Annotated in this window: 15 protein-coding genes and 1 pseudogene; 4 read left to right on the top strand and 12 right to left on the bottom strand. The window is 74.5% G+C overall.

Translation table 11 applies throughout. From position 1 onward, the window contains the following. The first annotated feature begins 10 nt into the window (after positions 1-10). From ACQ452_RS07255 to ACQ452_RS07240, 4 genes are all read left to right on the top strand, one after another. The gene (locus ACQ452_RS07255) at positions 11-1,531 is read left to right on the top strand and encodes a YifB family Mg chelatase-like AAA ATPase (RefSeq protein ID WP_433391340.1); all 1,521 of its coding nucleotides are present in this window, start codon (positions 11-13) and stop codon (positions 1,529-1,531) included. Further along, entirely contained in the window at positions 1,528-2,736 is a 1,209-nt protein-coding gene (locus tag ACQ452_RS07250) for a DNA-processing protein DprA (protein ID WP_433391338.1), read from the top strand. Before ACQ452_RS07255 ends, ACQ452_RS07250 begins: the two co-directional genes overlap by 4 nt. 176 nt (positions 2,737-2,912) lie before the next feature. After that, on the top strand, positions 2,913-3,956 hold the full coding sequence (locus tag ACQ452_RS07245) for a tyrosine recombinase XerC (protein ID WP_433391336.1): 1,044 nt from the start codon (positions 2,913-2,915) through the stop codon (positions 3,954-3,956). A gap of 87 nt (positions 3,957-4,043) precedes the next feature. Further along, positions 4,044-5,225, top strand: coding sequence for an aminotransferase class V-fold PLP-dependent enzyme (locus tag ACQ452_RS07240; protein WP_433391334.1), 1,182 nt, complete (start codon positions 4,044-4,046; stop codon positions 5,223-5,225). On the opposite strand, the gene ACQ452_RS07235 is transcribed toward ACQ452_RS07240, so the two are convergent. The 12 genes and pseudogenes from ACQ452_RS07235 to ACQ452_RS07180 form a co-directional block, all read right to left on the bottom strand. Beyond that, on the bottom strand, positions 5,113-5,808 hold the full coding sequence (locus ACQ452_RS07235; RefSeq protein WP_433391331.1) for a peptidoglycan DD-metalloendopeptidase family protein: 696 nt from the start codon (positions 5,806-5,808) through the stop codon (positions 5,113-5,115). The two genes, ACQ452_RS07240 and ACQ452_RS07235, sit on opposite strands and share 113 nt — an antisense overlap. 263 nt (positions 5,809-6,071) lie before the next feature. Continuing rightward, entirely contained in the window at positions 6,072-6,395 is a 324-nt protein-coding gene (locus ACQ452_RS07230; protein ID WP_091620948.1) for a DUF2469 domain-containing protein, read from the bottom strand. Further along, complete coding sequence (locus ACQ452_RS07225; protein ID WP_433391328.1) at positions 6,392-7,204, bottom strand: ribonuclease HII; 813 nt, start codon at positions 7,202-7,204, stop codon at positions 6,392-6,394. The genes ACQ452_RS07230 and ACQ452_RS07225 overlap by 4 nt, the downstream gene beginning before the upstream one ends. Then, the gene (locus tag ACQ452_RS07220; RefSeq protein WP_433391326.1) at positions 7,198-7,743 is read right to left on the bottom strand and encodes an NUDIX hydrolase; all 546 of its coding nucleotides are present in this window, start codon (positions 7,741-7,743) and stop codon (positions 7,198-7,200) included. The genes ACQ452_RS07225 and ACQ452_RS07220 overlap by 7 nt, the downstream gene beginning before the upstream one ends. Positions 7,744-7,785: 42 nt before the next feature. Then, positions 7,786-8,406, bottom strand: a complete 621-nt coding sequence (gene lepB / locus ACQ452_RS07215; protein WP_433391324.1) for a signal peptidase I — start codon at positions 8,404-8,406, stop codon at positions 7,786-7,788. Between the two features lie 9 nt (positions 8,407-8,415). Then, positions 8,416-9,290 (bottom strand): annotated as a pseudogene (lepB, locus tag ACQ452_RS07210) (signal peptidase I). Between the two features lie 184 nt (positions 9,291-9,474). Then, on the bottom strand, positions 9,475-9,831 hold the full coding sequence (gene rplS, locus ACQ452_RS07205) for a 50S ribosomal protein L19 (RefSeq protein WP_433391321.1): 357 nt from the start codon (positions 9,829-9,831) through the stop codon (positions 9,475-9,477). A gap of 142 nt (positions 9,832-9,973) precedes the next feature. Further along, positions 9,974-10,747: a tRNA (guanosine(37)-N1)-methyltransferase TrmD gene (gene trmD, locus ACQ452_RS07200; protein ID WP_433391319.1), complete on the bottom strand. Its 774-nt coding sequence runs from the start codon at positions 10,745-10,747 to the stop codon at positions 9,974-9,976. Between the two features lie 20 nt (positions 10,748-10,767). Then, a complete protein-coding gene (gene rimM, locus ACQ452_RS07195; RefSeq protein ID WP_433391316.1) occupies positions 10,768-11,349 on the bottom strand; it encodes a ribosome maturation factor RimM in 582 nt (193 codons plus the stop codon). Continuing rightward, positions 11,349-11,609 (bottom strand): RNA-binding protein, encoded by a 261-nt coding sequence (locus tag ACQ452_RS07190; protein WP_433394018.1) that lies wholly within the window; start codon positions 11,607-11,609, stop codon positions 11,349-11,351. The genes rimM and ACQ452_RS07190 overlap by 1 nt, the downstream gene beginning before the upstream one ends. Then, positions 11,584-12,096 (bottom strand): 30S ribosomal protein S16, encoded by a 513-nt coding sequence (gene rpsP, locus ACQ452_RS07185; protein ID WP_433391313.1) that lies wholly within the window; start codon positions 12,094-12,096, stop codon positions 11,584-11,586. Before rpsP ends, ACQ452_RS07190 begins: the two co-directional genes overlap by 26 nt. A gap of 251 nt (positions 12,097-12,347) precedes the next feature. Further along, positions 12,348-12,995 carry a DUF402 domain-containing protein gene (locus ACQ452_RS07180; protein ID WP_433391310.1) on the bottom strand — a complete coding sequence of 216 codons (648 nt, stop codon included), beginning with the start codon at positions 12,993-12,995 and terminating at the stop codon, positions 12,348-12,350. Positions 12,996-13,055: the final 60 nt, after the last annotated feature.

The raw sequence follows: 13,055 nt of genomic DNA, 5'->3' as shown, positions 1-13,055 counted from the left end.
GGGGATCGCGATGAGCTACGCCAAGGTGCTCTGCGTCGGCCTGGTCGGGGTGACCGGGCACCTCGTGGAGGTGGAGGCCGACCTGGCCCGGGGGCTGCCGGCGGTCGCGATCTCGGGGCTGCCCGACACCGCCCTGCACGAGGCCCGCGACCGGGTACGCGCCGCCATCGTCAACTCCGGCCAGCGGTGGCCGAACCGACGGATCACCCTCAACCTGCTGCCCGCCACCCTGCCGAAGTTCGGCTCCGCCTTCGACCTGGCGATCGCGGCGGCGGTGCTCGGCGGCTCCGGCGAGTTGCCGCTGCTGCCGCTGGAGAAGGTGGTGGTCCTCGGGGAGCTAGGCCTCGACGGGGCGGTCCGGCCGGTGCGCGGGGTGCTGCCGATGGTCGCGGCGGCGGCGCGGGCCGGAATCGACCGGGTGATCGTTCCCGTCGACAACGCCGTGGAGGCGGCGGTCATCCCCGGGCTACGGGTCCGCGCCGTGGACACGTTGCACCGGCTGGTCGCCTTCGTCCGCGACGGCGCCCCGTTGATCGATCCGCCCGCCGCCGCGCCGCCGGTCGCCCCGCGCGGGCCGGATCTCGCCGACGTGGCGGGGCAGGAGCTGGGCCGGCGGGCGCTGGAGATCGCGGCGGCCGGTGGGCACCACGTGGCGCTGCTCGGGCCGCCGGGAGCGGGCAAGACCATGCTCGCCGAGCGGCTGCCGTCGATCCTGCCGGAGCTGGACGACGAGGCCGCGTTGGAGGTCACCGCCCTGCACTCGATCGCCGGGTTACTCGCACCGGGTGCCCGCCTCGTACGCCGTCCGCCGTTCCAGGCGCCGCACCACACCGCCACCGTGCCGTCCCTGGTCGGCGGCGGTTCGGGGCTGGCCCGACCGGGTGCGATCTCCCTGGCACACCGGGGAGTGCTCTTCCTCGACGAGGCGCCGGAGTTCAGCAAGGCGGCGTTGGAGTCGCTGCGCCAGCCGCTGGAACACGGCCGGGTCCAGCTCGCCCGCAGCCGGGGCGGCGCCGAGTACCCGGCCCGGACGCAACTGGTGCTCGCCGCCAACCCGTGTCCCTGCGCCAAGCCCGCCGGCGATTCCCACTGCGAGTGCACCCCGCTGGCCCGCCGCCGCTACCTCGGTCGGCTCTCCGGGCCGCTGCTGGACCGCATCGACGTACAGGTGCGGTTGATGCCGGTGCGCGCGGCGGACCTGATGGAGACGGCGGAGCCGGGCGAGTCGTCGGTGGCGGTCGCCGCCCGGGTGTCGGCGGCCCGACGGGCGGCCGAGGCCCGCTGGGCGGGCACGGGACACCGGCTCAACGCCGAGATCCCCGGTCCGCACCTGCGCCGCCCGCCGTGGCGGCTGCCCGGCCGGGACACCGCCGAGCTGCGCGGACGGCTGGACTCCGGCGCGCTCTCCGCGCGCGGCTTCGACCGCATCATCCGAATGGCCTGGACCATCGCCGACCTCGACGGGCGGCACCGCCCGCACCGCGAGGACGTCCTGGAGGCCATCCAACTCAGGACGGGAGAGGGGACATGAGCACCAGGCAGGAGCGGCTGCTCGCGCGGGTGGCGTTGACCTGGCTCGCCGAACCGGGCACCTGGTCGGTATACCGGCTGGTGCGGCGGCTCGGCCCGATCGCCGCGCTGGAGCTGCTGCTCGACGGTGGGGCACCGGAGGAGAAGCTCCGGGCCACCGTGGCGGCGCGGCGCGCCGGCGGCGACGCCCGTGCCGTGGCGTCCGACGCGCTGGCCCGGGCCGACCGGCTCGGCGCCCGGATCGTCTGCCCCGAGGACGAGGAGTGGCCGCACCAGCTCGCCGACCTGCACCGGCTCAGGCTGCCCGAGGCCAGCCGGCGGGTGGACACGGAGACCGCCCCACCCCTGTGCTTCTGGGTACGCGGGCAGGCACGTCTGGACGAGGCGTTGGACCGCTCGGTGGCGGTGGTCGGCGCCCGGGCCGCGACCCCGTACGGCCTGCATGTCGCCACCGAACTCGGCTACGGCCTGGCCGACCGGAACTGGACGGTGGTCTCCGGCGGGGCGTTCGGCATCGACGCGGCGGCGCACCGGGGCGCACTCAGCGGCGGCGGCCTGACGGTGGGGGTGCTCGCCTGCGGGGTGGACCGCCCCTATCCGATGGGCAACGCCGCGCTCTTCGACCGGATCGCCGAGACCGGGTTGCTGCTCAGCGAGTGGCCACCGGGGGCGGACCCGCTGCGCCCGCGGTTCCTCATCCGCAACCGGGTGATCGCCGCCGGCACCGCCGGCACGGTGCTGGTGGAGGCGTCCGCCCGCAGCGGAGCGACCCAGACGATGAACCGGGCGATCGCCATCGGCCGACGGGCGATGGTGGTGCCGGGGCCGGTCACCTCGGCGATGTCGGTCGGCGCCCACGAGGTGCTGCGCGAGCAGCCGGACGCCCGGCTCGTCACCGGCGTCGCCCACGTCCTGGAGGAGGTGGGTCGGATCGGCGCCGACCTCGCGCCGGCGGCGCGTGGCCCGGAGCGGCCGGCCGACCTGCTCGACGACGAGGCGACGCTGGTCCTGGAGGCGTTTCCCCGCCGGGGCGTGATCGGGGTGGAGCCCCTGGCGAGTCGGGCGGGGGTCGACGTCCGCACGGCGCTGCGCAAGCTGTCCATGCTGGAGCAGCTGACCCTGGTGCTCCGCCGCGACGGCGGGTACGCGCTGGCTCCGCCGCCGAAGCCGGGCAGCCCGGCCGCACGGGGACGACCTGACGGGTGAGCCGGTCCACGGCCTGCGGTCCGTGGGTCATGCGCCGCTTTCGAGCTGAGCCGTCCACAACATCAGGTGGGAACCGCCACCGCCCGCACCAGGGCGGACCCCGACCAGGTCGCCGTCTGCCCGTAGGCTGGCACCGTCCCTGACACTGGATCACCGCCCGCAGCGACGAGGTGTGCATGAGCGGGTACGGCCACGGCACCCGAGCCACCCACGAGGCGCTGCCCGCCGCGATGCGCCAGGCCGTCGATGACTTCGCCGGGCACCTGGCCGACGTGCGTAACCGGTCCACCCACACCGTCCGGGCGTACGTCGCCGACGTGGTCTCGCTGCTGGAACACGCCACGCGGATGGGCTGCACCGTCCCGGCGGAGCTGGACCTGACCGTGCTGCGTAGCTGGCTGGCGAAGCAGCGGACGACCGGGGCGGCCCGCACGTCGTTGGCCCGCCGGGCCGCGTCGGCGCGCACGTTCAGCGTCTGGGCCCACCGCACGGGCCTGCTGCCCAGCGACGTGGCCGCCCCGCTCGCCAGCCCCCGGGGGCACCGCGAGCTGCCCACAGTGCTCCGCGCTGACCAGGCGGCCGCGCTCGTCGAGGCGCCCGGCCGGAGCGCGACGCCGGCCGACGGCCAGAGCGGGACGGCCGACGGCCAGAGCGCGACGACGGCCGACGGCCGGACGGGCAACGCCGTGGCCGGTACGCCGGATCCGGCCACGGAGGCGGTGCTGCTGCGCGACCGGGTGCTGCTGGAGCTGTTGTACGGCACCGGCGTACGGATCAGCGAGGCGTGCGGCCTGGACGTCGGCGACGTCGACCACGCTCGTCGGGTGGTCCGGGTGCTCGGCAAGGGCGGGCGGGAACGCGCGGTGCCCTACGGCGTGCCGGCGCAGCGGGCGCTGGACGCCTGGCTGAGCCGGGGCCGGCCGGCCCTGACCGGTCCCGGCTCCGGTGCCGCGCTGCTGCTCGGGGCGCGCGGCGGCCGGCTCAACCCGACCACCGCCCGGCGGATCGTCGGCGGGTACGCCGAAGCCGCCGGCCTGCCCCGGACCAGCCCGCACGGCCTGCGCCACTCCGCCGCCACCCATCTGCTGGAGGGCGGTGCGGACCTGCGGGCGGTGCAGGAGTTGCTGGGGCACTCGTCGCTGGCGAGCACCCAGATCTACACCCACGTGTCCGTGGAGCGCCTCCGCGCCGCCTACCGGCAGGCCCATCCCCGTGCCTGAACGCTGCCGCTGGCCGCGCCGAGCACGGCCGTTGCGGCCCGCCGGCACAGCGGCGGTGGGGGATCGACCGATGGCTACGATCGTCAGGTGAGCATTCCGCAGCCGCCCGAGCCGTTCGCGGCAGCCCGCCTGCTCTTCTCGCTGGACCCGTCGGTCAGCCACCTCAACCACGGTTCGTTCGGCGCGGTGCCGATCGCCGTGCAGCGAACCCAGCAGCGGCTGCGCGACGAGATGGAGGCCAACCCGCTGCGCTTCTTCACGCAGGGCCTCGTCGAGCGGATCACCCACGCCCGCCGGCACCTGGCGGGCTTCCTGGGCGCCGACCCGGCGGGCACCGCACTGGTCCCGAACGCCACGACCGGCGTGGCGGTGGTGCTCCAGTCGCTCGACCTGCACTCCGGCGACGAGGTGCTCACCACCGACCACGGCTACGGCGCGGTCGGCTTCTCCGTCGCCCGGCAGTGCCGGCGTACGGGGGCGGTCGCCCGCGCGTTGCCGATTCCGCTTACCGCCTCGCACGAGGAGATCGTCGAGATCGTCCGCGCCGGGTTGCGCCCGGGGCGGACCCGCCTGCTCGTCGTGGACCAGCTCACCTCGGCCACCGCCCGGCTCTTCCCCGTCGCCGCGATCGTCGGCGTCGCCCGGGAGCACGGGATACCGGTCCTCGTCGACGCCGCACACGCCCCCGGGATGCTGCCGACGCCGGTGGACGACATCGGCGCCGACTTCTGGGTGGGCAACCTGCACAAGTGGGCGTACGCGCCGCGCGGCACCGCCGCGCTGGTGGTCGCCCCGCCGTGGCGGGAGCGGATCGAACCGCTGGTCGTCTCCTGGGAGCAGGAGTCGGGGTTCCCGGGCCGGGTCGAGTGGGCCGCGACGCAGGACTACACGGGTTGGCTGGCCGCGCCGGCGGGCCTGTTCACGCTGCGGGCCCTCGGCGTGGACCGGGTACGCGCGCACAACGCCGCGCTGGCGGCGTACGGCCAGCGGGTCCTGGGGGACGCCCTCGGGGTGGCCCCCGCCGACCTGCCGGACCCGGGTGGGCCCGGGGTGGCCATGCGGATCGTCCCCCTGCCGACGGGCCTGGCCGGCACGCTCGACACGGCGCGGGCGCTGCGGGAACGGATCGCCGGGCGGCTCGCCACCGAGGTCGCCGTCATGACCTGGAACGGGCGGGGCTGGCTGCGGCTCTGCGCCCAGGTCTACAACACCCCCGACGAGTACGAGCGGCTCGCGGTGCGGCTCCCCCCGCTGCTCGCCCAGCGCTGAGGGCGGGTTCGGCGCCGTCGAGCGGCAGCAGCCGCACCGGGCCGAGGCCGAGCAGCGCCAGCGGATCCAGGTAGTCGGCACCGCGCCGCAGCCCCCAGTGCAGGCAGGCGGGTGCGGGGCAGCCCGGGTGACCCGCCAGCAGGGTGCCCAGCGCTGCCCCGGCGGCCAGCGACGCCCCCGGGCGGACCGCCGGCGACACCGGCTCGTGAGTGGTGCGCAGCCCGTCGGCGTGCCCGACGGTGACGACGGGACGACCGGCGACCAGGCCGGCGAAGAGCACCGTGCCGGCACCGGCGGCCCGCACGGTCGCGCCCGGCGCGGCGGCCAGGTCGACGCCCCGGTGCCCGGGCAGCCATGGCCGGGGCGGCGGGTCGAACCGGCGCACCGGGCGCGGCACGCCGTCGAGTGGCCACCGGAAGCGCGCGTCCCCGGCCGGCGCGGTCCGCGGGAGCACGGCCTGAGACGGTGCCGCCGCGAGGAAGGGCCCGACCGTCGCCGAGACCGGGCGGGCGGCGGGCGCGGTGGGTCCGAGTAGGAGCAGCGCGGCGCAGAGCGCGAGGGCGGTACGGGCGGCAGGTCGCATGGGCGCAGCCTGCTCGCCGCCCACCCGCCATCGCCACCCCCGGCACCCTCGCCTGTGGACGACGGCCGTCCTGTGGACGGGCACCCGTGAGGCCGGACGATCTGCTAGGCGGACGTCGCTGGCGGCCGTCCCGGGAGCACGATGACGGGGGACCGACACGCCTGGCACGGGGAGCACGACGAGGCGGGGCCGGCGCTGCCCCGGCGGCGCGCGGAGGTGCGACTACGGATGCGGAAGGCGGCGCGGGTCGGGAAGCGGCGGGGTCAGCCGCCGAAGCCGGAGTCGGCGGGCAGCGAGATGTCGGGCTTCTCCAGCTCCTCGACGTTGACGTCCTTGAAGGTCATCACCCGGACGTTCTTGACGAACCGCGCCGGACGGTACATGTCCCACACCCAGGCGTCGTGCATCTCGACCTCGAAGTAGACCTCGCCGTCGGAGTTACGCACGTGCATGTCGACCTGGTTGGCCAGGTAGAAGCGACGTTCGGTCTCCACCACGTAGGAGAACTGGCGGACGATGTCGCGGTACTCCCGGTAGAGCTGCAGCTCCATCTCGGTCTCGTACTTCTCGAGGTCTTCCGCGCTCATCGCACTCCGCCTTCCATGACCACATCTTCCCCCACCGACGCCGGAGGCCAAGGCTGCTCGCCCAACGCCACGCCGACGGTACCCCCTGGCGGGCTGGAGTGCTCCATCGGCTCGTCCCGCCTCGCGTCCGCCGGCCGCCGGGCCCGGGGCGGGGCGCCGTCCCGGCCGGACACGGTGGCCACGTTGACGTACGAGAACCGGTGCTCCCGGCACGGCCCCCGGTCCCGCAGCGCCGCGGTGTGTTCCGCGGTGATGTAACCCTTGTGCACGGCGAACCCGTAGCCGGGGTACGTCCCGTCCAGCTCGACCATGATCCGGTCCCGGGTGACCTTGGCGAGCACGCTCGCCGCCGCGACGCAGGCGGCCACCCGGTCGCCCTTCCACACCGCCAGCCCCGGCACGTCGAGGCCGTCCACCCCGAAACCGTCGGTCAACACGTAGTCGGGGCGGGTCGTCAGCGAGGCCAGCGCGCGGCGCATCGCGGCCAGGTTGCACACGTGCAGGCCCCGCTCGTCGACCTCCTGCGCCGGGATGACCACCACGGCGTACGCCAGCGCGCGGGCCACGACGTCGTCGTGGATCCGCTCCCGGCTGGCGGGGGTGAGCAGCTTGGAGTCGGCCAGCCCGTCGATCTCGCCACGGCGCCCCTCGGGCAGGATCGCGGCGGCGGCGACCAGCGGCCCCGCGCAGGCGCCGCGACCCGCCTCGTCGGCCCCGGCGACGTGTCGGAACCCGCGCCGCTGCAACGCGCGCTCCAGCGCGTAGAGCCCGCCCTCGCGGCGCACCACCGTGCGCGGCGGCGTCAGCATGGTGCGCTCCCGTCGGCCGTCGGCGCCGTCGGGGCGGCCGACCGCGTCGGCGCCGTCGGGGCGGTTGGGGCCGTCGGGGCGGCCGGGGCCGTCGCCCGGGCCAGCACCGCCGGCAGATCGGGTGGGTAGTACAGCTCGCCGCTGGCGGCGAGCTGCTCCGGCGGCCACCAGCGGTGCCCGGCGACGCTGGCCCGCTCGATATCGCTGAAGCCGGCGGTGTCGACCTCGTGACCCGTCACCCGCACCAGGAAGAACTCCTGCTCCTGTCGGTACCACACGCCGTCGAAGGGGAACTCCGTCACGTCGCGGTGCACGGGTGCGCCGAATGCCGGGGCCGGCAGCCGCAGCCCGGTCTCCTCGGCCAGCTCCCGGGCGGCGCACTCGGGGTAGGTCTCCCCCGGGTCCAGACCGCCGCCGGGGGTGAACCACCAGCGGCCGTGCTCGGGGTGGGCGGGATCGGAGCCGTGGAAGAGCAGCACCCGACCCGCCTCGTCAACGAGCAGGACGCGCGCCGCACGCCGGGGGGTGTAGACCGTCACCGCACCAGCCTGCCAGACGCCACCGACAACGCCCGGCGGCCCCTACGGTTCGGGGATGGCCTCGTACCCCTTCGGGACGCTCAGCCAGGTGGCCCGGCCCACGGGCCAGAAGACGGTGAAGGCCCGCCCGACGACCTCGCTCTCGGGGATGGTGGCGAGGGTGATGTCCTGACCGGTCTGCTGCCAGTGCTCCAGCGAGTCGCCGGACGCCTCGCGGTGGTCGCCCATCACCCAGAGCCGGCCCTTGGGGACGGTGATGTCGAACTCCTCGGCGGTCTTGTCCCCGGGGAAGATGTAGGGCTCGTCCAGCGGCTGGCCGTTGATCACCAGCCGGTCCTGCGGGTCGCAGCAGACCACGTGGTCGCCGCCGACGGCGATGACGCGCTTGATGAAGTCCTCGCCGTCGGGGTTGGCGCTCCACTCGATGGGGGCCTTGAAGACGATCACCTCGCCGCGGTGCGGGGAGCGGAAGTCGTAGACCAACTTGTTGACCAGCACCCGGTCGTCGATCTGGAGGGTGTTCTCCATGGACGGGGAGGGGATGAAGAAGGTCTGCAGCACGAAGGCACGCACCAGCACCGCGACCAGGATCGCCACACCCAGGAGGATGGGCAGCTCCTTCCAGAAGGAGCTGCGCGGCTTGTCGGTCTGCTCGTCAATCACGGGGTGAGCCTACGTTGCCCGGCCGGACGCCACCGTCCAGAACGCGCGAGAACGGCGAGGGCGGCCGCGACCGGGACGAACAGCACGAGCCCGCCGGTGGGCGTGGGGCGGACCGGGGGCGGGGCGCCGGTGGAGGCGGCCGGCGGATCGGCGACGCCGTCGAAGGTGGCGGGGACGGACAGGGCGTTCCAGCGCGACGACGGCCAGACCACCGTGAAGGCCCGGCCCACCACGTTCTCGATCGGCACCGGCCCCTGGCAGCGGGCGTCCTGGGAGACCAGCCGGTGGTCGCCCATCACGAAGATCTCCCCGGGCGGGACCACGACCGCCTCGAAGCGCCGGGAGCGGCACTCGCGGGGGTTGGGCGGGATGTCGAGCGGCGAGTCCCGCAGGACGTACGACGACTCGTCGAGCGGCGTGCCGTTGACGAGCACCCGCCCCTCGGCGTCGCAGCACTCCACCCGGTCGCCGGGCAGGCCGATGACCCGCTTGATGAAGTCCTTCTCGCCGGGGCGGCTGACGCCGACCAGGTCGCCGGCGGTCCGGCTGATCCGGCCCGCCAGGCCCGGTGCCGGCTCGTCGTCGACCTGGGGGGCCCACCGCTCGGTGCCCCGGAAGACGACCACCTCGCCCCGCACCGGGTCGCGCATGTCGTAGACGACCTTGTTGACCAGGACCCGGTCGCCGACGAGGAGGGTGTCCTCCATCGAGCCGGAGGGGATGAAGAACGCCTGGAGCAGGAAGGTGCGGATCAGTACCGCGAGGCAGAACGCGACCACCAGCAGCAGCGGCAGTTCCTGCCAGAGCGGCATCTGGCGGCGGGGCCGGCGGGCCCGGCGGCGCCAGGGTTTGACGGCGCCGTCCTCGTCAAGTGTCTGCACCACGCCACTCTCCGGTCAGCAGAAATGACACTACCGCCCGGGAGCCTCGTCGAGGCTCCCCGGGCGGTAGTGGACGTCGTTCCGCCGTGCTGGCGGGACGTCGCCCGGCTGCGCCCGTGTCGACCAGCGTAGTGCGGTCCGGTCGATACGACATACGCGCAGCTCGGGCGGCGTGGCGAGCGCGAGGTCAGCTCGGCAGCTTCTCGCGCTTCTCCTTGATCTTGGCCTTCTTGCCGCGCAGCTCGCGCAGGAAGTAGAGCTTGGCGCGGCGCACGTCACCGCGGACCATGATCTCGATCCGGTCGATGCCCGGGCTGTTGATCGGGTAGGTGCGCTCGACACCGACACCGAAGCTGATCTTGCGGACCGAGAAGGTCTCGCGCAGACCGTCACCCTGGCGGCGGATGACGACGCCCTGGAAGATCTGCACACGGGACCGGTTGCCCTCGACGACGCGGGCGTGCACCTTGACGGTGTCACCGGCCCGGAAGTCGGGGAGGTCGGTCCGCTTCGACTGGGCGTCAAGGGCGTCCAGGATGTTCATCGCTGCGTCCTCGTGAGGCTCACGGCACACCGTCAATCGGCGTGCGGGTGGGTGATTCTGATCCCCGGGTGGCGGTCGGTGACCCGGCCCCGGTCGGGGATCCTCGCAGTCGGCCGCGGCGCGGCCGGTTGCGGCAACCCCTCTACTTTGCCACATCCCCCGGCGGCGGCTGAAATCCGGCCCGCTCCAACGCGGCGACGTCACGCTTGTCGAGCCGGTCCGGATCCAGCGCGGCGAGCATGTCGGGCCGGCGCGACGCGGTGCGGGTCAGCGCCTCGTCCCGCCGCCAGCGGGCGATCCTGCCGTGGTCACCGGAGCGGAGCACCTCCGGCACCTCCAGCCCCCGCCAGGCGGCCGGCTTCGTGTACATGGGGGCCTCCAGCAGCCCGTGGGCGTGCGACTCCTCGGCCAGCGAGCCCGCGTTGCCGAGCACCCCGGGCAGCAGGCGGGTGACCGCCTCCAGGATCACCAGCACGGCCACCTCCCCGCCGAAGAGGACGTAGTCGCCGAGGGAGACCTCGGTCACCGGCATCCGGGTGGCGGCGTGGTCGAGCACCCGCTGGTCGATGCCCTCGTACCGGCCGCAGGCGAAGAGCAGGTGCGCCTCGGCGGCAAGCTCGTGCGCCATCGCCTGGGTGAAGGGGGCGCCGGTCGGGGCCGGCACCACGAGCCGGGGCGGGGTCGCCTCCGCCGGGGCGAGGGCGTCGAGTGCCTCGCCCCACGGCTCCGGCCGCATCACCATGCCGGGCCCGCCGCCGTACGGCGTGTCGTCGACCGTGCGGTGCACGTCGTGCGTCCAGAACCGCAGATCGTGTACGGCCAGCCGCAGCGTGCCGTTCGTCCGCGCCCTGCCGATCAGCGACAGGTCCAGCGGGGCGAGGTACTCCGGGAAGATCGACACGATGTCGACGCGCATGCGGGGGTGCTCCAGCCGTTCTACAGATCGAGCAGGCCGGCCGGCGGGTCGACGACGACACGACCGCCGGCGAGGTCTACCTCGAGGACGATCGCCTTCACGAACGGAATGAGCGCGGTGCGGCCCTCGGGACGGCGCACCACGAGCAGGTCGGAGGCGGGGGCGTGGTCGATGCGCGCCACCTCGCCCAGCCGGTCGCCGTCGGGACCGACCACGGCCAGCCCGACGAGCTGGTGGTCGTGGAACTCCTCCGGGTCCCCGGGCGGGGCGACGTCGGCGCTGTCCACCGCGACCAGCGTGCCGCGCAGCACCTCGGCGACGTTGCGGTCCCCGATGCCCTCGAACACGACAAGCATCCGCTCCTGGTGCCAGCGGGCGGACTCCACGACCAGCTCCGCGGGCACGCGGAAGGGCTCGCCGCCCTCGGGCGCCGTCGCCCCCGGTGCCCGGTCGCCGGGCGGGGCCGGGGGCGTCACCCCCGGCACGGTGCGCAGCACCATGCCGGGGGCGAAGCGCGCCTCGGGTTCGTCGGTGCGTACCTCCACGGTGACCTCACCGCGGATGCCGTGCGGCTTGCCGATCCTGCCGACGATGAGCTGCATCAGTACGAGTCGACGATGTCGACGCGTACACCGCGCCCGCCGATGGAGCCGATCACCTGGCGCAGCGCCTTGGCGGTCCGACCGGACCGCCCGATCACCGTGCCGAGGTCCTCCGGATGCACGCGGACTTCCAGCCGCTTGCCCCGACGGGAGTCGACCAACCGGACGCGTACGTCATCGGGGTGGTCGACGATGCCCTTGACGAGGTGCTCCAACGCCGGACGCAGAGGCATCTCAGGCCTGCTCACCGGCGTCGGCAGCAGCGGCCGGAGACTCGGTCTTCGGCGTCTCCGCCGCAGCCTCGGTCTTCGGCGTCTCCGCCGCAGCCTCGGTCTTCGGCGTCTCGGCCGGAGCCTCAGCCGCCTTGGCCTTCTTGGCCGGCTTGGCGGCCGGCGCCTCGGCCAGCCCGGCCGCGGCCTTCGCCTCGGCCTCGTACGCCGCGGTGCGGTCGACCCGCTCCGCAGCGACCTTCAGCGGCGGCGGGGCCGGCAGGCCCTTGAACTTCTGCCAGTCGCCGGTCAGCTCCAGCAGCCGCTGCACGGCCTCGCTCGGCTGGGCGCCGACGGAGAGCCAGTACTGGACCCGCTCCGACTTGACCTCGATGATCGAGGGGTCTTCCTTCGGCTGGTAGATGCCGACGAACTCGATCGCCCGGCCGTCACGCTTGGTGCGCGAGTCGGCGATGACGATGCGGTACTGCGGGTTGCGGATCTTGCCCATCCGCAGGAGCCGGATCTTTACGGCCACGGTTGTTTCGCTCCTGTTGCGATCTCACCTACCCGTTTACGGGCGGTGCACGGGTGAGTGTCCACCGACGCCGTGGGGTTGGGCCGGAGACTGCTCGGGTGGACTGGCGACGTGCCCGGGTTAGAGGGCGCCGAACACGCACCGGATACCAGCACGCCATTCTGCCAGACCCGGCCCGGATCTCTCACACCGGAGTACCGCGGGTCACCCCGCCGACCGCCAAGGTGACCGAGCACACACCGCAGGACGGTTCAGCGCACCGGGGGCCGGTCCCAGCCGGGCGGCAGCTCGTCGGGGGTGGTCCAGTCCGGCGGCGGGGTGAAGTCGCACCAGGTGCCGTCGAACGGGAACTCCCCCGCCTCGGCCGACGCGATCACCCGCTTGCCCTCGGCCCGCACCGCGTCCGCGTCGGCCACCCAGTAGTGCTCGGGGAAGGCCAGCCGCTCGGCGAACTCCTCCTCGTCCTTCCACTCCCAGTCGCGGTCGGGCCGGACGATCACGTCGAGGTCCTGGTCCACCATGTCGACGCCGGCGAGGCTCCCGTCGTCCCAGCGCACCCCGGGCTCCTCCAGGTTGACGTACCAGGCGCTGAAGCGGTCGTACGCGTCGCGGAACCACCACACCGAGTGGGCCGCCCCGGTGGGTAGGAACGCCAGCAGCGGCGGGCCGTTCCACCGGCCCGGGGCCAGCCGGTACGACGAGGTGATCCACTCGGCGAACGGGACCGCCCGCATGCCCCGCCCGGCCTCGGTGACCTCGCTCGCCGTGGGGGCGTCGCGGGCCACCCAGAGCAGCAGGCCCCGCTCGTCGTCGCTGACCACCCGGGCGGCGCGCGCCCAGCCGATCCGGCCCCGCCGCACGTTGCGGTGCACGACCAGCCGCCCCGGTTCGAATCTCACGCCCCGACCCTACCGGCGCCGGCCCGACCCACCCGCTGCGGCGCGGGCGAGGGCCCCTTC

Source organism: Micromonospora sp. KLBMP9576 (assembly GCF_050941805.1).
GTDB lineage: Bacteria > Actinomycetota > Actinomycetes > Mycobacteriales > Micromonosporaceae > Micromonospora.
The sequence above is the reverse complement of the archived record's forward strand: the minus strand, read 5'-3'. Positions and strand labels throughout refer to the sequence as shown.